The organism is Saccharothrix algeriensis, from assembly GCF_016907655.1.
GTDB classification, from domain to species: Bacteria; Actinomycetota; Actinomycetes; order Mycobacteriales; family Pseudonocardiaceae; genus Actinosynnema; species Actinosynnema algeriense.
Map to the genome: position 1 here is coordinate 2710086 of NZ_JAFBCL010000001.1, position 19500 is coordinate 2729585.

The 19500-nt window shown below is 74.3% G+C and carries 15 protein-coding genes; 5 read left to right on the plus strand and 10 right to left on the minus strand.

The window, feature by feature from the left end:
- Positions 1–609: 609 nt before the first annotated feature.
- Genes JOE68_RS12185 through JOE68_RS12200 form a run of 4 tightly spaced genes read right to left on the minus strand, consistent with a single transcriptional unit; the run spans position 610 to position 6302 of the window.
- Positions 610–1989 (minus strand): DUF4407 domain-containing protein, encoded by a 1380-nt coding sequence (locus tag JOE68_RS12185; RefSeq protein WP_204842468.1) that lies wholly within the window; start codon positions 1987–1989, stop codon positions 610–612.
- Positions 1979–3301, minus strand: a complete 1323-nt coding sequence (locus tag JOE68_RS12190) for a hypothetical protein (protein WP_204842469.1) — start codon at positions 3299–3301, stop codon at positions 1979–1981. The genes JOE68_RS12185 and JOE68_RS12190 overlap by 11 nt, the downstream gene beginning before the upstream one ends.
- Positions 3298–5328, minus strand: a complete 2031-nt coding sequence (locus tag JOE68_RS12195) for a DEAD/DEAH box helicase family protein (protein ID WP_204842470.1) — start codon at positions 5326–5328, stop codon at positions 3298–3300. The genes JOE68_RS12190 and JOE68_RS12195 overlap by 4 nt, the downstream gene beginning before the upstream one ends.
- Before the next feature lie 2 nt (positions 5329–5330).
- Positions 5331–6302 (minus strand): AfsR/SARP family transcriptional regulator, encoded by a 972-nt coding sequence (locus JOE68_RS12200; protein WP_204842471.1) that lies wholly within the window; start codon positions 6300–6302, stop codon positions 5331–5333.
- 151 nt (positions 6303–6453) lie between these two features.
- Between JOE68_RS12200 and JOE68_RS12205 the strand changes: the two genes are divergently transcribed.
- Positions 6454–6729: a DUF397 domain-containing protein gene (locus tag JOE68_RS12205; RefSeq protein ID WP_204842472.1), complete on the plus strand. Its 276-nt coding sequence runs from the start codon at positions 6454–6456 to the stop codon at positions 6727–6729.
- A 59-nt stretch (positions 6730–6788) separates the two neighbouring features.
- Here the strand turns inward: JOE68_RS12205 and JOE68_RS31795 are convergent, their stop codons facing one another.
- The 5 genes from JOE68_RS31795 to JOE68_RS12230 form a co-directional block, all read right to left on the minus strand.
- Positions 6789–7670 carry a helix-turn-helix domain-containing protein gene (locus JOE68_RS31795; protein ID WP_204842473.1) on the minus strand — a complete coding sequence of 294 codons (882 nt, stop codon included), beginning with the start codon at positions 7668–7670 and terminating at the stop codon, positions 6789–6791.
- A 986-nt stretch (positions 7671–8656) separates the two neighbouring features.
- The gene (locus JOE68_RS12215) at positions 8657–9589 is read right to left on the minus strand and encodes a hypothetical protein (protein WP_204842474.1); all 933 of its coding nucleotides are present in this window, start codon (positions 9587–9589) and stop codon (positions 8657–8659) included.
- A 269-nt stretch (positions 9590–9858) separates the two neighbouring features.
- Positions 9859–10737, minus strand: coding sequence for a dioxygenase family protein (locus JOE68_RS12220; RefSeq protein ID WP_204842475.1), 879 nt, complete (start codon positions 10735–10737; stop codon positions 9859–9861).
- A 33-nt stretch (positions 10738–10770) separates the two neighbouring features.
- Positions 10771–11763: a helix-turn-helix transcriptional regulator gene (locus JOE68_RS12225; protein WP_204842476.1), complete on the minus strand. Its 993-nt coding sequence runs from the start codon at positions 11761–11763 to the stop codon at positions 10771–10773.
- 150 nt (positions 11764–11913) lie between these two features.
- Positions 11914–12237 (minus strand): helix-turn-helix domain-containing protein, encoded by a 324-nt coding sequence (locus tag JOE68_RS12230; protein ID WP_204842477.1) that lies wholly within the window; start codon positions 12235–12237, stop codon positions 11914–11916.
- A gap of 154 nt (positions 12238–12391) precedes the next feature.
- Between JOE68_RS12230 and JOE68_RS12235 the strand changes: the two genes are divergently transcribed.
- Positions 12392–12631, plus strand: a complete 240-nt coding sequence (locus JOE68_RS12235) for a transcriptional regulator (protein ID WP_204842478.1) — start codon at positions 12392–12394, stop codon at positions 12629–12631.
- A 172-nt stretch (positions 12632–12803) separates the two neighbouring features.
- Positions 12804–13757 (plus strand): tetratricopeptide repeat protein, encoded by a 954-nt coding sequence (locus JOE68_RS12240; RefSeq protein ID WP_204842479.1) that lies wholly within the window; start codon positions 12804–12806, stop codon positions 13755–13757.
- A 65-nt stretch (positions 13758–13822) separates the two neighbouring features.
- Here JOE68_RS12240 and JOE68_RS12245 read toward each other — a convergent pair whose 3' ends face one another.
- Positions 13823–15022, minus strand: a complete 1200-nt coding sequence (locus JOE68_RS12245; RefSeq protein WP_204842480.1) for a Fic family protein — start codon at positions 15020–15022, stop codon at positions 13823–13825.
- 488 nt (positions 15023–15510) lie between these two features.
- On the opposite strand from JOE68_RS12245, the gene JOE68_RS12250 reads away from it, so the two are divergent.
- Complete coding sequence (locus JOE68_RS12250; protein WP_204842481.1) at positions 15511–18309, plus strand: ATP-binding protein; 2799 nt, start codon at positions 15511–15513, stop codon at positions 18307–18309.
- Between the two features lie 162 nt (positions 18310–18471).
- Positions 18472–19413, plus strand: a complete 942-nt coding sequence (locus tag JOE68_RS12255) for a hypothetical protein (RefSeq protein ID WP_204842482.1) — start codon at positions 18472–18474, stop codon at positions 19411–19413.
- Positions 19414–19500: the final 87 nt, after the last annotated feature.

Sequence of the window (19500 nt, forward strand, 5' to 3'; positions counted from 1 at the left end):
GGAACTGCGGCTTACCCGCCCTCCGTACCGGCTTGGCAGCTTCCCCGGTCGGGACGATCGCGCGGTCACGCGGCTAGGGTGGGCTGGGCGCGGCGATCGGTGCCGCGACGGCTTCGCCGTCTTGCCGACGAGCCAGGTGCCCGGCTGCCGACGAGCAGCAGGCCGACGAGACACCGTCGCGCGGACTGCGGACTCCTCGCGGACTGGTGTCACCGCGCACAGGGCCGAGCGATCGGGTCTGAGCAGGTCAGCGAGCGTGGAGCGTTGTTCGCGCCACGCGCCTTCCTAACCGTGTGTCGCAGGTTCGAATCCTGCCGGGGCACTCACCTTTCGCCGGGTGATGCAGAGCCTCTGACCTGCTCATACAGGTCAGAGGCTCTCGCTTTCGGCAGGTACGCCCACCGCGGCCGTAGGGCCGCACGTGGTGTGAGGCCGGCGTAGTGGTTCACGGGCCCACCGCAGAAATGTCGTGAGCGGGACCTCTGCGCCCCGGACGCGGTCCGACGCGGGCAGCTCCGCGTCGGACCGCGTCCGGGTGACCCGACCCCTGCGCGCGAGCGGGTCCGGTGCGTGCGGAGGTGAGGGCCGGGTCCGGGCGACCCGGCACCGTCACGTCCGGGGCTGGTGGTTTTCCAGTTCGGCGGCCAGGGCCTCGATCTGGGCTGTGTGCTCGCGCTTGCGCCGGGCCTTGGTGGTCCGCTCCTCGTCGTCCAGGTCCCCGGTCTTGTTGCGCAGCTTCTGCTCCAGGCGTTGCGCCCGGATCTCCAGGTCGACGGTGTCCTGGCGTTCGTGGAGCTGGACGTGCTTGGCGTGCAAGCGCTTCGTCGACTCCAACTGGCGGGCGACCTTGGCGTCGTAGGCCGTCGCGCCGCTCATCACCTTGGTCAGCACGGGCATGCAGTCCACGGCTATCAGCAGCAGCCGCAGCAACCAGCTCGCGACCGCGACCACCGAACTGCTCCCGGCCAGCCGGTGCAGCGCGTCGAACTGGTCGAGCAGGCCCTGGTCGGTCAGGTTGCGGCGCTTCTCCGCCACCTTGTCCGCGATCGCCCGGCCGACCTGCTCGCCGCCGCGGTCGCGGGCCGCGCCGAGCTCCCGGTTCAGCTCGGTGAGGCGGGCGTCGAGCCCGACCAGGGCGTCCTGCTTCGCGTCGAGCTGGTTGTCGGCGCGGAACTGGTCGGCCTTCTCCCGGTTCCGCCGGCACTCGCCGCCCTCGCCCGCCTGCCCGGTCAGCCCCGGCCCGGCCCGCCCGGCGCACTCGTCGCGGGCGAGTCGCTCCAGCTCCTCCAGGCGGCCCTGCAACCCGTCCAGCTCGGTCCGGGCGGTGTCGCGCAGCCCGGTCGTCTCGGCCAGCTCCTGCTCCAGCGGGCGGACGCCGCCGACGTTGACCAGGTACCCGGCGCAGTCGAGCCCGGCGGGCGGTGCGCCCGTGACCGGGTTGCACTCCTTGAGCCGCCCCTCGTACCCCTCGACCTCCCGCTTGCGGTGCTCGGCGATCTCGTTGGACACGGACTGGTGGAACACCAGCAGGACCAGCGGCTCCGCGATGGTGGCCCCGAGCACCAGCGAGATCAGGAGCCTGGGCACGACCAGCCACGCCTTCGCGCCGTGCACGACGCCGTGCATGCTGGCGATCAGCCAGCTGTCCAGGGTGACGATCAGGTAGGCCCACAGCAGGCCGACCGGGACGAAGATCCACCAGGCGCCGCCGGACACGGTGCTCACCGCGACCATCATGGACAGCGCCGCCATGATCCCGGTGTTGACCACGATCGCGCCGAGCTTGGTGTACCGCGGTCGCTCCTCCGGCGCCCAGTCGAGGATGTCCTCCTTGACCCCGACCAGGCCGCGCAACCACCGCCCGACGCCGTACGCCGGCGCCACCGGCCGGTACAACCCGACGGGGGCGTCGTTGGGCAACGACGAGCGCACCGGCAACCGCTCGTCGACCGCGGTGGAGCCGCGGGGGCCGCCGACCTCAGTGGTCATCTTCCTCCCTCACCCCCGCGTCGAGCCCGTCCTCCTCCGCCTGCGCCGCCGCCGTCGGCCCGGCCTCGATCCCGTCCGGCGCGCCGGCCCCCGCGGTGATCGGCTCCGGCACGACGTCGAACACCGTTTCGAGCAGCCGGTCCAGGTTGAGGTTGACCATGTCCAGGTGGCCGCGCTCGGCCACCGCGCGCACGACCTCCAACTTGGCGTTGAGCCGCCGCCGCTGGTCCTCGCGGTCGTGCGAGGCGTCCTCGCGCTGCCACTCCCGGTCGCGGAGGCGCTCCGCGTGCTCCAGTTCCAGCCGCTGCCGGTCGAGCAGCGCCCGTTCCGACCGGACCTCGCGGTAAGCCTCCCAGCGCCGCCGGCCGACCTCCCGGTCCCACTCGCGCCTCTCGCGCGCGTCCTCCCGCTCCCACTCGCGGCGCTGCCGGTCGTCCGCGCGGTCCTCCGCGCGCCGGTCGGCTTCCCGCTGCCGCAGCTGCTCGACGAGTTCCGCCGAGGTGACGTCGCCGACCGCGTGCGCGTAGACGAGGCTGCTGACCGCGTCGGCGGGCACCGCGCCGGAGTGCTGCTCGAACTGGTAGCGCTCGTACTCGCGCCGGTCGGCGTCGAGGTCGAGCCGGTGCCGCTGCGCTTGGGTGGCGATGGCCTGCTCGTGCTCGACCTCGTCCCTGCGCAGGGTCTGCCTGCCGCGCTGGCGGGTGACGTCCGTCTCCGTCTGCCAGTGCTCCTCGCGCAGCGACTGCAGGAACCGGGCCAGCTCCTCCGGCGTGCGGACCTCCACGCTGGCCAGTTCCGCGGTCATGCCGAGGAACGCCGGCGGGCACACCGTGACGAACGCCTTGACCTGGGCGTTGAGCTTGCGGCGCGCCTCGTTGATGTCGGCGAGCGCGTAGTCCAGGCCCAGTTCGAAGAGGCGGCCGTGCCCCTTGAGGTAGGCGCGCAACGCGGCGGTGGCGTCCGGCACGCCCTCCCGGACGACCGCGATGGGGTCGATCACCGTGCAGGTGAAGGTGGCCTGCACGGTGAAGGTGTCCGCGTCCTTGGACGGGATGTCCAGGTCCACCAGGACCTCGACGTCGCGGGACACGTCGACCAGGCTCACGTGCGACGCCTCGACGACCTCGGCGGAGTCGAGCGGCCGTTCGGAGTTGTCGAGCACGTACTCGCCGTGCACCCGGTAGACCAGGCGGTGGTGGGCGTGCCCCTGCGGGATCTCCTCGGTGGTCCGGGTCCTGCGCGGGCCGAACAGCTTGCGGTTCGGGACCCGGTCCAGGCTCCGCTTGTCGACGATCGGGTAGGGCGTGGTCATCCGGTCTTCTCCCCTTGATCGGCTTCGAGGGCGGTGAACAGCGCGGTCAGCAGAGCGGCGACGGTCCGGTCGTCGAGCCCGTCCGAGCGCGCGACGAACCCGCGCAGGTCGACCTCCAGGCGGACCAGCTCGTCCGCCGCCAGCTCCGCCGCGAGCGCGGCGCCGAGCCGGCCGACCAGCCCGGCCGCCTGGTCGTCGTGGTCGGCGATGTCCTTGACGGCGCCGTGCAGCGACTGGATCCCGCGCAGGCGCGTGGGCCGGTTGCGCAGCACCGAGGCCCACAGCCGGGCGACCTCGCCGATGCGGTCCGGGTAGCGCTCCAGGTAGTGCAGGAAGGAGCGGCGGCCGGAGACGGGGTCGAGGTTCGACAGCACCGCGAGCGTGGCCGAGAGCGCCACCGCGCGCATCGCGGCGTCACCGCCCGGACCGCTGTGCCGGGCCGTCTTCCCGATCAGCGTCCGGACCACGATGCCCGCGTCGGGCGTCTCCCTGGCCAGGGTCCCGAAGAGCTCGGCCAGCGCCGCCTCGAAGTGCCCGCCCGCGCGGTGCGTCTGCGCGCACAGGTGCCACAGCCGCCTGGTCGCCTCGTGCGGGTAGCGGACGCCGAGGCCGGCGCAGAACGCCATGGCCGCGGTCCACCGCCGGGCCGTGTCGGACCCCGAGATCCACCGGGTCGTGGTCTGCAGCGCGGCCGGCGCCACGTCGTCGAGGTAGGCCGTCGTCCAGAGCACGATGAGCGCCGCCTGCTGGCCCTTCCAGCCGCGCGAGCCGGAGGACCACGACTCGAGCAGCGCGGCCACCTCCCCGTAGGCGAACTCGGCCAGGATCGCCAGCCCGAGCGCGACCTGCTCGTGGGAGTCCGCGACCACGTCGTCGAGCCAGGCCCGGACCGCGTCCCAGAAGGCGCGGTCCATGCGCTTGCTGAGCTGGCACAGGACGTGCCGGTGGTGCAGGTCGGAGCGGAACGCCAGCTCCGACCGTGGGCCGAGGTCGGAGGGGACGGTGCGGCGGACGATCAGGGAGCCCGGCCCGGTCACGCCGTGCCGCCGCTGCGGGAGGCTGCGCTCGGCCGGGACCTCGTCGGTGCTGTCGGGCTCGGGCATGTGGACCTCGAGGTGGCGTTCGAAGGCCGCCAGCATCGACTCGAACGGGCGCTCGGCCGTGCCGAGGCCGAACGCGAGCGTCGTCACCTCCGCGATCCGCCGCCGGCTGGGCTCCGCCTCGAACCACTCGGCGACCTCGGTCCACGACGTCGCGTCCAGGTGCCCGATCGCGGCGTCCGGCGATTCGCCCCGGTCGAGGCGGCGGGCGAGCTCGACCACGTCCCGCATCGGCGTCGTCGCGGTCAGCACCTCCGCGACCACGGCGAGGTGCTCGGCGGACAGGGGTTCGGTCAGCCGGGCGCGGAGGACCTCGACCGGGTCCGGCCGGGTCCACCGCACGTGCCGGACGGACTCGACGGCGGAGCTCGGCGTGACGGTGGTCGTGACCACCAGGTGGGCGTCCGCCTCCGCCAGCCGGTCGCGCAGCACCTGCCACTTGAAGTCGCCGTCCTCGGCGCTGTGCGGCCTGATGTGGTCCACGACGACGTAACCGGTCCGCGCCTCGTACTTGCGCTCGGCGAGGTCCGCCAGCGCGACCTGGGGCGACAGGAGGACCACGCGCCCGCCGGTCACCTCGCGCAGCAGGGCGAACGAGCCCGCCCGCTTGCCCGTGCCCGACGGCGCGTGCAGGACCACGACGCGGTCGTTCGCGAGCGCCGACTCGGCCTCCTGGAAGCACCGCGGGCGCAGGTAGCCGGTCAGCGCGTCCGCGATCTCGTGGTCGGCCACCCGGCCGGTCATGCGCGCGTGGCTCACCGCGGTGGGCGAGTTGACGCCGAACATCGCCGTTTGGATCGTCGTCGGCGAGGTGAACTGGGCGTAGACGCCGTTGAACGCCTCCGGGCCCATCGTCGTGAACGCCGGTTTCCCGGTCGCCTCCGCGGCGGCCGGCGGCCCTTCCGGCGCGCCTTCTTCCGCGCTCACCCTCAGCCTCCGAGGTTGGTGCCGAACACCACCGTCCCGGTGGTGAGCTGCGAATGGATGTAGTTGACGTTCTGCGCGTTCCACCGGTGCCCGGGAGCCGCCTCAGGAGCGCTTTCCGGAGCGCTTTCCGGAGCAGGGTCGAGGTGTTCTCCGGCGTCCTCCCCCGGGCTTCGGGACTCTGGCGCCGGCGGGCCGCCCAGGAAGAACTCGGCGTGTGGGCTCAAATCGGACGCTCCTCTGCGGATGCTGGTGTAGAGCGATTTCAGGCGGCCGTCCACGTAATCCCCGCCGAGGCTTTCCTCGTGCTGGTCGTAGGCGGACGCCAGGTAGCCGCGCTGCCCGGTCGCGTGCAGCGCGCACAGGTAGAGGCCGGTGATCGTCGTGTCGCCCGGCTGCTCCCGGAAGGCCCGCTCCAGGCGGGGCAGGGCCTTCCGGCTGCGACCGTTGCGGACGTCGATCTGCCGGGCCTGCACCTCGACCGCGAGCTGGAGGCGGCTCAGCTCGGCGCGGTAGCCGTCGACCTCGACGCCGTCCAGGTCGACGAGGGGTTCGCCGCGCCACAGCCCCAGCGCCTCGTCGAGCAGGGCGAGCCGCTGCTCCTCGTCGCACCCCTCGGCACGGCCGACCAGCTGGGCGAACCGGTGCACGTCGACGCACTCGGCGGGCACGTCCAGCCGGTAGGAGCCGCTCCGGGGGACCAGGGCGTCGCCGAGGTCGACCACGCGCAGGTAGCGGCGCAGGTGGCTGACCACCTCGTAGAGCGCCTCGTTCTCGTTCGGGGGCGGCGCGTCCCAGACCCAGTCGACCAGCCGGGCGCGGGAGACCTGCCTGCCCGGCTCGCGCAGCAGCGCGGTGAGCAGGCGGCGCTCCCGCCTGCCGCCGAGGCTCAGCGGGCGGTCGCCCGCGTAGAGCGACACCGGGCCGGTCAGGTGGAACCGCGCTTTCGGCGGTGCGTACCGCGCGATTTCCGTCATCGGTCTTCCTCTCCGTTCACGTGCGCGCCGGCGGTTCGCCGGCTTTTCACCCAGAGCTGTGCCGGCGACTGACCCCGGGCCGCGCCGGCCGGTCCGCACAACATGGACCACGAACGGCGACAAGAGATCGCCCGGAGCTCCTGGAGAATTCATGGACAGCATTGACGTGTCGATTTCCGCCACCGACCCGGTCGGTTTCCGGAAGAGCAGCTACTGCGAGGCCAACGGGTCGTGCGTCGAGGTCGCCGAGTACCGCGGGTGGATCGTGGTGGGCGACTCCAAGTGCCCGTCCTGCCCGGTGCTGTGGTTCACGCCGGACGAGTGGGAGGTGTTCGTGGCGGGCGTGCTCGCGGGTGAGTTCGCCTTCGGCCGGAAGTTCGACCGGGTGAAGCGCCTGGTCGGCCTGCTGTTCCGGCTGTTCGCCTGATCCGCGCCCCCCGGTGGGGTGGCGTCGCGCCCGCGGCGCCACCCCACCGGGTCACCGGGTCAGCGCGACCCGCCGCCCTGTTCGCGGATCCCCGTCGCGAGGTCGGCGAGGAAGCCGCGGGCGTCTTCGCCGAACAGCGCCATGCGGCGCAGCGCGGACCACCGCTCCTCGTACAGGTCGAGGCCCTCCTGCTCGCGGACGGCGAGCTTCGCGTGGACGGTCTCCACGGCCACCTCGGTCGACCGGTCCTCGTCCGCCAGGTCGTAGATCACGAACCCGTGCGAGTAGAACGTCACCGCCGGGGCGGAGTGCGGGATCAGTCCGATCGAGACGTTGGTCAGCGTGCCGACCGACATGATCCGGTCCAGTTGCGCAAGCAGGAGCCGCGGCGGGCCCGGCCGCCACCTCAGCGCCGCCTCCGTGATCAGGAACTCGAAGTCGCGCCCCTCCTCGAACAGCACCTCCTGCCGGCGCAGCCGGCCCATCAGCGCCGCCGAGAGGTCCGCCTCCGAGGTCGCGTTCCCGCCGAGCGAGAACACCGTCCGCGCGTACTCGGCGGTCTGCAGCAGGCCGGGCACCACGGAGGGCTGGTAGACCCGCACCTTCAGGGCGAGGTGCTCCAACTCCCGGATGTCGTCCTGGATGTGCCCCTTGGACCGCAGGACGGCCCCCCACGGGCGCACCTCCGTGCGCACGGCCTCGGTCAAGGCCAACAGCCGGTCCCGCATGTCCGCCGAAACCTCCAGTGCGGTGCTCCACCCCTTCACCTCCCGCGTCGTCGGCACCGTGGTCCCCGACTCGATCCGCGACACCTTGGACTGGCTGATCCCGATGCGCTGCGCCAGTTCCCGCCCCGACACGCCGGCCAGGTCGCGCACCCGTCGCAGCTCCGCCGCCAGCACTTCGCGATCCGTCGGCTCCGACTCGTCCGCGGCGTCCATCAACCCCGACTCTCCTGTCGCCCACGAACCCCAGTGACCCATGGTGATTCGTAGTGATGTGAAGTGAAGCGCTCGCGGGTTGACTCTGTCAAGGCTAGCAAGGTGCCCATCGCGGCTACACCTAGGGGTTGGTCCCCCACAAGGGGAAGGTGCTTGACGGACCGTACACGGTTTGATTCACTATGATTCATATTGACCCAAGGATGGCGACATGGTGATGCTCGTTCGGTCGTTGCCGCTGGTGGTGGCATGGCTGCTGTCCTGTCTCGTCTCGGCGCGGTCGGACGTGGTCCGGGGCCGGCCGCGCGGCCGGCCCCGGCGCCCGGGTCGCCGAAGGCTTCCCCCGCCGGGTCCACGGGCGTCGGTGACACCCACCGGCCGCCACCGGCGTCCGGCTGTCCTCGGTGGAGCACGCCGAACAGTGTTGTCGAGAGGGATGTCATGCGCGTGATCTGCGGGGTGTCGACCGTCGGCAAGCTGGTCCTGGCCGGGTTCGTCGCCGGGTTGGTGATCGGGCTCTTCCTGGCGCTGTGAGGCGGGGAGCACGTCCGATCAGGCGTGACCGGTCGCTCCGGGACGGACCGGCTCGCCTCCGGAGAGGACGGTCGGGCGCGGCACTGCGCTTCTCGGCACGGCTTTTCTCAGCGCTGCGCTCCTCGGCGCTGCATTCCGGGCGGCGCAACCCGGGCAGGCGGCTGTGCCGCGTCCGCGCGACGGGGTCCGGCCGACAGCGGGGTCTCCGCCCGCGCACCGGGTTCCCCACCCGGGCAGGCGCGTCCTATGTGGATGTTCCGGGCCACCGGACCGGTCGGGGGCGACCGCGGGGCTCGTCGCCGCCGGAACCGGCACGGCCACCGACGGGCCGCCGGCGCCGGGGGCCGGCCGCGGAGCGCGACGCCCGTGCTCGTGGGTCGCGGCGGATCACGCGCGTCAGCGGGCCGGCTCGGCCTCCTCCGCCGTCCGGCCCGCGTCGCCCGCGGTCGCGGTCACTCGCAGGCGAAGCCGTCCTTGTCGTGGTCCAGGCGGTAGACGTCGGTGCCGATGACGCGGATCGGGCCGGTCACGTAGGCGGGGCCGTCGCCGCTGCCGCCCTGGCAGTCCACGTCACTGGCGACGGGCACGCAGCCGCTGTAGTTCGGGTCGCAGGCGGACTGCGGGGCCGGCTCGGCGGGAGGCGGGGGCGGGGCCTGGGTGGTCTGCCGGGTGGTGGTCGTCGTCGGCGCCGCGGGCTGGACGGCTTGAGGGGACGGGACTGCCGCCAACGTGGTGGTGGTCGTCGTCGTGGTGGTGGTCGTCGTGGTGGTGGAAGTGGTCGTCGTCGTCGGAGAAGTGGCGGTGAGGGTCGTGGTGAGAGGGCTTGCCGCCCGGTCGTCCGGGGTGTTGCCGTTGGCCACCGCGGCGATGAAGACCACGGCCACGGCCGCGCCCGCCGCGATCCACACCGGGCGCCTCGTCCGCGGCGGGGACCTGCGCTGCGGCGGCACCGGGGGCAGCGCCTGGTAGGTGGGGTGCGGGGCCTGGTGGGCGGGGGCCGGGGCCGGCAGGGGGATGGTCCCGCTGCCGTCCTTGGGCAGGCGCAGGGTCACCTCCGTGCCCCGGACGCCCGCCTGGAGCACCGCCCGGCACCCCGGCCTGCTCCCCCGCGCGGTCAGCTGCACGACGAGCGGGGCGTAGCGCTGGGACATCAGGTGGGTCAGCTCGCCGACCCGGCGGCCGTCCAGGCGGACCTCGACGGCCCGCTCACCCCGGTGCCTGCCCGACTCGACGGTGCACCAGGCCAGCTCGACCGCGACGTGGCGCTGCATCCCCGGAGCCACCGGGTAACCCGCTAACTCCGCCTGGTGGTCCTCCTCGCGGGTCACCGTGACCGTTGTCTCGGCGTTCAGCAGCACCAGGTCTGCGGACGAGTTCTCGATCACGACTGTCCTCCGGGGCGCTCGCGGCGGCGTATGCCTGACCCATCGCCGCCACCCCGCGCGACCGTTACCGGCACGCGCCCGCGCCGACCGGGATCCGGTGTGGGCGCGGTGGTCCACACCGGACCGCCGGAAAAGCCGGGAAGGCCCCCGAACCGGTGTTCGGGGGCCTTCCGGTCGTACTGGGAGCGTGCACCGCGCGGCGCCGGGACTGCTGCCGAAGGCAGGGTGGGCGCGATCGGTGACCGGGGCCGCGGGTCGCCGGCGCTCGCTCAGCCGACGCGCCACAGGGCGGGCACGTTCGGCGGCTCCCAGCCGGGCTGGGCGGTGTGCGCCTGCTGGCAGACGTAGGTCACGTCGCCGTAGGTGACCGACGTGCCGGCCGTGTACTGCGTGCCGACCGCCCACGTGCCGCCGGGGACACCGGTGGTGGTCGTGGTCGGACCGGTCGTGTCGGTCGGCCGGGTCGTCGAGGTCGGCGTCTGCCGCACGTTGAGCACGAAGTCGTACTCGCCGATGCGGGTGGTGCCGCTGTTCGACATCGTCATCAGCAGGCGCGGGTCGTAGATCGTGTCGGTGTTGTTGCGCGGCTCACCCGGGAAGTACAGCTGGGTGGTCAGGATCCGCCCGCCGGGCGCCTGGACCTTCACGTGGATGTGCCGCGTGCGGCCCGGGTACAGGCCGGGCACGATCGTGCTCAGCGTGAACTTGCCCGCCGCGTCGGTGAACTGGTGCCCGCGGAACTTGAAGCCGGTGTTGTCGTAGACACCGTTGTTGTCCGCCTGCCAGAAGTCCAGCAGCGCGTTCGCGATCGGCTGGCAGGCCAGGCCGAACACGTACCCGGTGACGGTGAGCCGGGTGCCCACGGTGCCGGCGTCCACCAGGGACGTGCGGCGGGGCGAGTTGGGCTTGAAGTACGGGCCCTCGGTCTGCGCCGGCGTCGGGTCGTCGCCGTCGTCGCACTCCGGGGTCAGTTCGAGCGTTCCGCCGGTGCTGGGCACGGTGCGGGCCAGCGCCGGAACACCCATCAGCGCGGCGGGCACCGCCACGCCGGCGGCCAGGGCCGCGCGCAGGACGGGCCTGCGGCTGATGCTGCGGGAATCGGTCGATTCCTCGTCGGTGCTGTGATCGCCGTCCATGGGCGTGTCCATGACTGCTCCTCGTGGGGTGGCGGTCTCGGGAATTCATAACGAACCTATGGAGACCCCCTGGCGCGGACGATGGACTGAAGGGGCAGGTCGTGGTGAATCTCGTGGTCGGTCATAACTGTGAACGGCGTCACCCCCGGTGACGTCCCCCGTCCGGCGGAAGTCCCCCGGGCTCACCCCCGTCTCGCGGCGGAAGAACCGGCAGAAGTAGGCCGGATCGGCGAAGCCGACCCGCCCGGCGATCTGCCGCACCGTCAGGTCCGTCCGGGCCAGCAGCCGCTTCGCCTCGCTCGCCCGCGCCTCCCGGACCAGCTCCGAGGGCGTGCGCCCGGTCGCGGCCTTGACCGCCTCGGTGAGGTAGCCCGGCGTCACGCCGATCCGCTCCGCGTAGGCGCGCACCGACCACAGCTCCACGTCGGGCCTGCCCGCCAGCCGGGCGAACTCCTCGGCCACCGCCCCGGTCCGGGCGGGCGGCGGGGCGGCCGGGGTCTCCGGCAGCCGGGCCGCGCGCACGATGAGCACGTGCAGCAGGGAGCGCAGCACGGACTCGACGCCGTCCGCCCGGTTCCGGTACTCCTCGTCCAGCTCGGCGATCAGGGCGGACATGCCGGCGTGGGCGGGCGGGTCCAGGGTCAGCCAGGGCCGCTCGCTCAGCCGCCGCAGCAGCTCCCGGTCGCCGGGGTGGTCGATCAGGAAGTCGTCGGTGAACAGGACGACGTACCCCTCCAGCTGCCGCGTGTCGACCCAGTGGTGCACCTGGCCCGGCGCGATCGCGCACAGGTGCGGCGGGCGCAGTTCCCAGCGGGCCAGGTCGACCACGTGGGTCCCGGTCCCGCCCGTGACGTACACGATCTCGTGAAACGTGTGCCGGTGCGGGAAATCCGCCTGGGACATGGGGCCGATCGCCTGGAACGTGCCCACCGCGAACGGCAGGGCGTTCGGGACCGGCACCTCCAGCCGGTGCATCGGCAGCTCTCCCACGCGCGGTGCCTGGCAGGGCGTGCCTGGTAACACCGTGGTGCCGCGCATCGTCGCCATCCTTTCACTGCCGGACCTAAGGTCCAGACCAATCGTTGGTGAAAACACCATGACACGGACGAGCCCCGCGGGGAACAGAACGCGGCCACGAGGTGACGCCGGGTGTCCGCGCGATCGGCGCCCCCGGCGCCGGCCGCGCCCTCACCGGCGGAGCCTGCGCCGCAGCTCGGCGATCAGCTCCTCGTCGCCCAACCGGGCCGGATCCGGCTGCTCGGCGCGCAGCGCGGCCTCCTCCCGGCTGAGCAGGCCGGCCGCCACCATCACCTCCAGCGGGCTCACGCCGAACAGCGCCGCGACCGCCCGCGCGGACTCCACCGACGCCTTCCCGCCGCGCTTCCAGTCGGTCAGGCGGCTCCGGTCGACGCCCGCGCCGCGTGCCAAGTCCCCGGTCGACAGGCCGCGGCGCGCCAGATTGGCCTGGAGGTACGCCCACCACTGCGAGGGGGTGCTCTCGTCTTCGGTCATGCCACCCGATGCTAGTCGTGCGCGCGCAACGCCCGCAATGACCCCACAACGCGAACACCTCGTCCTTTCCACCCGACCTGTGTTCCGCGCGCGCAACCGAGCTACTGTTCCGGTGACAGAACCGAACGTTTTGCGCGCACAACACGGGGTGGCCATGTCGAAGACGATCAGGCTCCGCACCGAGGCATTCGCCAAGGCCGCGCTGCTGGCGGGCTACACCTCGGACTACGCGCTGGCCAAGGCCATGCAGGTGAACCGGTCGACGGTCGGGCGCGTGCTCAACGGCGACCTCCGGCCCGGCCCCGCGTTCATCGGCGGCGCGCTCACCGCGCTGGCGCCGATGCAGTTCCACGACCTCTTCGAGGTGGTGCCGGCAAGCGGCGGGGATGACTGACTGTCACCTGGCAACGCGGCAGAACGGCGTTTTGGCGGTGTCCCCAACTCACCCGATCGGTGGACACTGAATGATCATCGGAGACGGACCGGCGGCTTGCCCCGATGTGACCAGTGGCCGCGCAGGACGGCCCGGGGAAGCCCGCGCAGCGGACCGGGAAGGACGGCGGCAGGTGAGCGACCAGGCCAGGCAGTTGCTGCGGGACGTGCTGCGCGCGCGCCGCCTCCTCGGCCACGACGTCGAGGACCCGGGCCCGGCCGGACCGGGCGACGCCGACGACGTGCGCCGGTGGTTCGCCACGCGGCGCGACGAGGTGGTGGCCGCGGTGCGGGAGGCGGACGGGACCGCCGTCGCGCTGCTGGCGAACACCTGGCGCGCGCTGCCGCCGGACGCCGACGGGGCCTGGTGCCGGCAGCTCTACGACTGCGCGGAGCCGCTGGCCGCCGCGCTGCCCGGGTCGCGGGAGCTCGCGGCGGCGTTCCGGGCGGGCGCGGAGGCGCTGCGGGAGCGGGGGTGGCTCCGGCACGCCGCCGCCCTGGGGATGCGCGAGCTGGCGATCTGGCGGCTGCTGGACGAACCGGACCCGGCCGCCGGCGCGCTGGCCGACCTGGCCGCCACGTACCGCGCGCAGGGCCGCCTGCACCGGGTGGTCAACTGCGCGGACGAGGCGCTGGAGCTCTACGTCGCGCACGGGCGGCCGGACGGCATCGCGCGGTCGCTGGCCCACCTCGGCGCGCTGATGGTCGAGGCGGGCCGGCTCGACGCGGCGGTCAACTACCTGACCCGCGCGGACAGGGTGTTCGACGGGCTGGCGCGCGGGCAGGACCGGGCGCGGGCGCAGGTGCTGCTCGCGCGCGCCCTGTGGCTGTCCGGCGACGAGGCCGCCGCCCGCCGCCGGCTGCACCGCGTGCTGCCGGACCTGGCGGGCGACGACGCCCGGGAGGCCCGCGCGCTGCTGGACCTGCCGACCGGGGCGGGACCGGGCGCGGCGGGACCGAGTGCGACAAGACCGGGCACGGCGGGGCCGGGCGCGGCGGACCGGGCCGCCACGAGACCGACCCGACCGCCGGGCCCCTCAGCCGCGGAGCAGCACCAGGACCACCTGGATCAGCAGCCAGAGGGCTGACCGGACCCGCGGCGCGGTCCCGCGGCGGGGCGCGCGGCGGTGCCGGCCGCGACGGGGCGGGGTGCTCATGGGCCTTCTCCCGGGTGGTGGGGCGGGGCGGTGGTGTCCGGGTGGTCGGACAGCAGGCGCAGCACGTCCCGGCAGACGAACATCCGCCGGTAGTCCCGGTGGTCCCACGGGACGAGGATGCGGCGCTCGACCAGCCGCCGGGTGAGGTCGGTGGCGGCCTTCGTGGTCACCCCGTGCCGGTCGCGCAGGGCGCGGTGGTCGACCACGGGGAAGCCGATCAGCCCGGCGGCGACCTCCGGCAGCCGGCCCGTCCTGGGCAGCAGCCGGGCGTAGGAGCCGGCGAGGGCCTCCAGGTGGCCGATCAGCCGCAGCTGCGCCAGCGCCTGGTCGCGGACGGCGGTGGCGAAGAACGCGACCCAGCGGTGGATGCGCCCGGTGTCGACCACCGCGCGGATCTCCTCCTGGTACCGGGGCAGGGTGTCGTCCAGCCACACCGACAGCGGGAGGACCTGGTCGCGCAGCAGGCCGCAGCGCACCACCTCCAGCATCGAGAAGACCCGCGCCACGTGCCCGTTGGCCGTCGGGAACGGTTGCAGCACCTCGAGCTGGTAGTGCGCGAGCGCGATCTTGGCCAGCCGCGGCTGCTCGTCCTCCTCGCGCACCCACGTGGACCACTGCTCCAGCAGCGCCACGAGGTGCGCGCCGGTCGCGGTCAGCAGGTAGGCGCGCCGGGGGTCGGCGCCGAGCGCGCCGGGCTCCCGGCGCAGCAGGTCGCGCAGGCGCCGGCCCGGGTCGCCGGTCATGATCGCCGTCAGCTCGCCGACCAGCTCGGCGTCGACCACCGCGCCGGCCCGCACGCGCGCGAGGCCGTGGTCGTAGGCGGCCAGGTAGGGCGCGAGCAGCTGCTCGGGCGCGGACCGGTCCGACGGCGGGTCGCCGCGCGCGGCCAGGAGGTCCGCGGCGAGCGCCTCGCGCAGCCCGACGACCGCGCCGGTGAGGCCGGCCGAGCTCTGCGCGTCGCGCACCTGGGTGGCCCGGACCAGCCCGGACCGCACGCGCAGGCGCTCGGCGGCCTCGTCGAGCCGGCCGAGGGCGTGCTCGGCCTCGGCGACCAGCCGGTAGGTGGCCACCGGCAGCGGGAGGTCCGACGGCAGCGGCGGCGGCAGGTAGGCCCCTTCGCGCAGGCGGGCCGCGGGGATGCCGGGGAGGTGGGGTACCGGAGCCCACTGCCCTGGAGGCAGGGGAGGGACGTTCATGGGGAGCAGCATCCACCAGGTGAAGTGAAAGCGCAATGCACTTCACCTCTCCTTTCCCAATCAAGCAGTGGAATTCACCGATTCGCCGACGCGGCCGACCGGACGCATTCCCCGGCTGCCCCGGTTATAGCACCGACGGCCGACCGGACGTACCGCCGAGCAATTTCCGCAAATCTGCGGACAGTGGCCGCGAGCTGCGTCGATTCCACCCGGTCGGCACTCGGGCCGAGTATTCCACCCGACTGTCGGCGGTACGGCCGCGGCCGATCGGGCGCGGCGGAATGGCCGGGCAATGCGCCCGCCCGGCGCGGGGCCGAAACGGGCGCGCGGGGAAACGGGGGCGGGCCACCGGCCGGGTGCGGTCGTTTCGGCCGTGATGACCAGCGCGGACGCTACGATCACCGGGTGCGACCACGGGCATTCGGGCGGGGCGGCGGCGGACGGGCCCGCCGCGGGCGGGGCGGTCCACCGCGCGGGCGCACCGGCGGATGACCCCCCTGGAGCGGGACCGCGAGCTGGCGCGGATCGCGGGCGCGCTGGACTCGGCGGTGCGCGGCGAGGGCCGCGTCGTGGTGGTCGAGGGGCGCGCGGGCATCGGCAAGACCCGGCTCGTCGAGGCGACCCGCGAGCTGGCCAAGGCCCGCGGGTTCGGCCGCCTGCAGGCGGTGGGCGACGCGCTGGAGTCCGCGATGGCGTGGGGCGTCGTGCGGCAGCTGGTGGAGCGCTCGGTGTCCCGCTACCGCGGCGGGACCAGGGCGGCGATCCTGGCCGGGCCGGCCGGGGACGCGCTGCGGGCGCTGGACGCCGCGGCCGACGACCCGGGCGAGGCCGGACCGGCCCGCACCCTGCACGCGCTGTGGTGGGTGGCGGTCGACCTGTCCGCCACCCGGCCGCTGCTGATCACCGTGGACGACGCGCACTGGGCGGACCCGTCGTCGCTGCACTTCCTGGTCTACCTGGCCCGCCGGATCGCGGACCTGCCGATCGCGCTGGTGGTGGCGACCCGCCCGCCGGAGGCCAACACCGGGCCGCTCGCGCAGCTGTGCGACGCGCGCCGGGCCGAGCGCCTGCTGCCCCGGCCGCTCACCCCCGGCGCGCTGGCCGACCTGGTCGCGGCCCGGGGCGCGCGGCCGGCCGCCGACGTGGTCGCCGCGCTGCACGAGGCCAGCGCGGGCAACCCGTTCCTGGCCGGCGTCCTGGTGGACGAGCTGGAATCGCTCGGCCTGCCGCTGGACGCGCCGGCGACCGCCGACCGGGTGGGCGGGCTCGGGCCCGCCGCGGTGTTCCGGGCCGTGCTGGGCCGGTTGCCCGACGACGCGGTCCGGCTGGCGGGCGCGGTGGCCGTGCTGGGCTCGGGCGGCGACCCGTGGCTGGCGGGCGCGGTCGCGGGCCTGCCCCCGGCCGCGCTGCCCGACGCGGTCGGCGCGCTGGTCGGCGCGCACGTCCTGACCGGGCAGGACGACCACCTGGTGTTCGCGCACCCGGTGGTGCGCGAGGCGGTGCTGACCGAGCTGGGGCCGGTGGCGCGGGCCGCGCTGCACGCCGAGGCCGCGACCCGGCTGCGGGCGGCGCAGGCGCCCGCCGACCGGATCGCCGCCCACCTGGCCCGCGCGCCGCGGGGCGCCCTCCCGGACGCGGCGGACGTGCTGCGCCGGGCCGCCGCCGCGCTGCTGGCCGCCGGTGACGCCGGGACCGCCGCCGCGCACCTGGCCCGCGCCGTCGAGGAGCGCCCGGACGACGCCGGGCTGCGGGCCGAGTGGGGCCGGGCGCTGCTGCGCACCGGGGCCGCGGCCGAGGCGCAGCACCAGCTCCGGGCCGCCGCGCGGGACCTGCCCAACGCCGAGCTGGTCGCCGCCGCCGCGTCCGCGACCGCCGTCGTGGAGGGGCCGGAGGCCGCGATCGCCGAGCTGTCGCAGGCCGTGCGCGCGCTGCCCGGCGGCGACGGCCGGCTGCACCTGGAGGCCCGGCTGGCGGTCACCCGGTCGTTCCTGCGCGACCAGCGGCACGTCGCGTCCGAGCACCTCGGCCGGTACGCCGCGCTGCGCGGCGGCACGCCCGACGAGCGCACCCTGCTGGGGCTGCTGGCCCAGATGGGCCGCTACGAGGTGCGGCCCTCCCGGCAGGTGGCCGACACGGCGCTGCGCGCGCTGTCCAACGGCGCGTACTTCGACGACGCCACCGGCAGCACGGACGCGATGGTCGCGTGGGTCGTCGCGGTGATCGCGCTGGTGTCGGCCGACGGCGTGGAGGAGGCGCGCCGGGAGGTCGACCGGGCCCGGCTGCGGGTCCGGCGGCACGGGTCGCCGGTGGAGTTCGCGATGGTCGCCAACGCCGCGCTGTTCCTGAACTGGCGGCTGGGCAACGCGGACTTCGTGGAGGCCGAGGCGGAGGGCGCGCTGGCGGCGGTCAAGGACGAGGACCCGGTGCAGCACGTCGTCGCGCTGCGGGCGACGGCGACGCACTTCGCCGCGTACGCGGCGCTGGAGCACGACGACGTGGCGGGCGCGCGGCGCGCGCTGGCCCGGTTCGACGCCGAGCACCCCGACCCGCCGAGGATGATGCCGACGCTGTGGCTGCGCGAGCCGCGGGCGCTGGTCGCGCTGGCGGGCGGCGACCCGGTGGAGGCGCGGGCGCAGGCGCTCCTCCTGCGCGACGAGATGCTGGCCGCCGGGGTCGACCCGCCGACCGTCCCGTGGCGGGACCCGGCCGCGCGGGCGGCGATGCTGCTCGGCGCCGAGGCGGAGGCGCCGGCGCTGGGCGAGCAGCAGCTGGCCATCGCGCGGAAGTGGGGCGCGGCAACGGAAGTGGGCGCCGCGCTGCGGTTGCTCGCGCACGTCGACGCCACCCGCCGCGTCGAGCTGCTGGCGGAATCCGTCGCGGTGCTGGAGACCTCGCCCGCCCGCCTGCAGCTGGCCCGGTCGCTGGTGGACCTCGGGGAGGCGTTGCGGGTGGCCCGCCGCCGCACCGACGCGCGCGCGCCGCTGCTGCGGGGCATCGACCTGGCGGCCGAGTGCGGGTCGCCGGCGCTGCGCGCGCGGGCCGCGGAGGCGTTGGAGGCGTTGGGCGACCGGCCGCGCCGGCTGCCGGCCGCGGGCACGGCGGCGCTGACCGCGAGCGAGCGGCGGGTGGCGGACCTCGCCGCGGTCGGCCGGGCGAACCGGGAGATCGCGCAGGAGTTGTTCGTGACGCCCAAGACGGTGGAGAACCACCTCAGCCGCATCTACACCAAGCTCGGCATCAACGGCCGCCGCGAGCTGGCGCGCGTGCTCGCCCGGAAATCCGCCTGAGAAGATCGAGGAGCGGGTCTGGGGGGTGGTGGATACACCCAACTTCCGCGCGCCCGAGGTTGGGTGGCGACCCCTCATGCCCTCGCGGCTCCCGGGGCCCAGTCTTGTCCTACCGCACCACGACAGCCCTTCACGGGGGCTCGTCCACAGGAGGTAGGACCCATGATGCGCAAGGCTTTCGCCCTGACCGCCGCCGTCGCCGCCGGCACCGTCGCGTTCACCGGTGTCGCCGCCGCCGACAAGATCGGCACGCCGGCGCCGTGCACCCGCACCGGCGACGTGTCCGGCCCGGACTTCGACGTCAGGCTGTGCGGCGTGAGCGACGTCGACCAGCAGCGAGCCGGCCTGCACAGAGACGGCAACGCCTATTGCGGCCCCGCGTCGCTCTACAACGTGCTGCACTACTGGGGCCACGTGAAGGGCGCGCCGGTCGGCTGGCTCACCACCAAGGTCAAGGAGCTGGACCCGCGGGACCAGGCCGACTACACCGTGGTCACCAACTCGATCTGGCGCATCGGCGTGGACGCCGGGTACGACGGCAAGACCACCATGACGAACCTCCAGACCGCGTGGAACGTCGCCACCAAGCCCGCCCGCGACGCGTACTGGAAGACCGACGTGGGCAACGTCAACTCCGCCACCTCGCCCGACTTCTCCGGTGAGCTGGCCCGGAAGCTCGACGCGGGTCCCGTGCAGCTGGTCTACGGCCGCTACTCGGCGGGCCCGCAGGCGGGCAGCCTGCAGCGGGGCGGCGGGCACATCGTCACCGTCGTCGCGGCCAAGGGCTCGTTCGGCGGGGACACCGTGCAGCTCAAGCTGGCCGACCCGGGCCGGGCGGCCGACAAGTCCGACCCCGACCACCTCTACACCCAGTCGGACTACCAGTCGTTGGACGTGACGCTGACCAGGCGCACGGTCAACGAGTACCGGCCGGTCACCGACGACGAGGACACCGAGGTCGACGAGAGCCTCCAGCCCGGCACCTACCGGACCGTCGAGCGCTGGGAGCTGACCGGCCCGCAGTACGTCGGGACGACCCGGCAGATGGTGGAGACGTTCAACTGGTTCACCCTGCGCGCGCCCGGCGGCCACTCCGGCCACTGATCCCGAGGCGGACGCCGTCGCGCCGCCTCGTGATCGGGCCGCCGCTCCGGTCGAACAGATGTTCGATGCATCCACAGCTGTGGACAA

Excerpts from the sequence above, each read along its gene's own strand:
- JOE68_RS12185 (WP_204842468.1), bottom strand. The coding sequence starts at position 1,989 with ATGACCACTGAGGTCGGCGGCCCCCGCGGCTCCACCGCGGTCGACGAG.
- JOE68_RS12245 (WP_204842480.1), bottom strand. The coding sequence starts at position 15,022 with ATGAACGTCCCTCCCCTGCCTCCAGGGCAGTGGGCTCCGGTACCCCAC.
- JOE68_RS12255 (WP_204842482.1), top strand. The coding sequence starts at position 18,472 with ATGATGCGCAAGGCTTTCGCCCTGACCGCCGCCGTCGCCGCCGGCACC.
- JOE68_RS12235 (WP_204842478.1), top strand. The coding sequence starts at position 12,392 with ATGTCGAAGACGATCAGGCTCCGCACCGAGGCATTCGCCAAGGCCGCG.
- JOE68_RS12200 (WP_204842471.1), bottom strand. The coding sequence starts at position 6,302 with ATGACGGAAATCGCGCGGTACGCACCGCCGAAAGCGCGGTTCCACCTG.
- JOE68_RS12225 (WP_204842476.1), bottom strand. The coding sequence starts at position 11,763 with ATGCGCGGCACCACGGTGTTACCAGGCACGCCCTGCCAGGCACCGCGC.
- JOE68_RS12190 (WP_204842469.1), bottom strand. The coding sequence starts at position 3,301 with ATGACCACGCCCTACCCGATCGTCGACAAGCGGAGCCTGGACCGGGTC.
- JOE68_RS12220 (WP_204842475.1), bottom strand. The coding sequence starts at position 10,737 with ATGGACACGCCCATGGACGGCGATCACAGCACCGACGAGGAATCGACC.
- JOE68_RS12250 (WP_204842481.1), top strand. The coding sequence starts at position 15,511 with ATGACCCCCCTGGAGCGGGACCGCGAGCTGGCGCGGATCGCGGGCGCG.
- JOE68_RS31795 (WP_204842473.1), bottom strand. The coding sequence starts at position 7,670 with ATGGACGCCGCGGACGAGTCGGAGCCGACGGATCGCGAAGTGCTGGCG.
- JOE68_RS12230 (WP_204842477.1), bottom strand. The coding sequence starts at position 12,237 with ATGACCGAAGACGAGAGCACCCCCTCGCAGTGGTGGGCGTACCTCCAG.
- JOE68_RS12205 (WP_204842472.1), top strand. The coding sequence starts at position 6,454 with ATGGACAGCATTGACGTGTCGATTTCCGCCACCGACCCGGTCGGTTTC.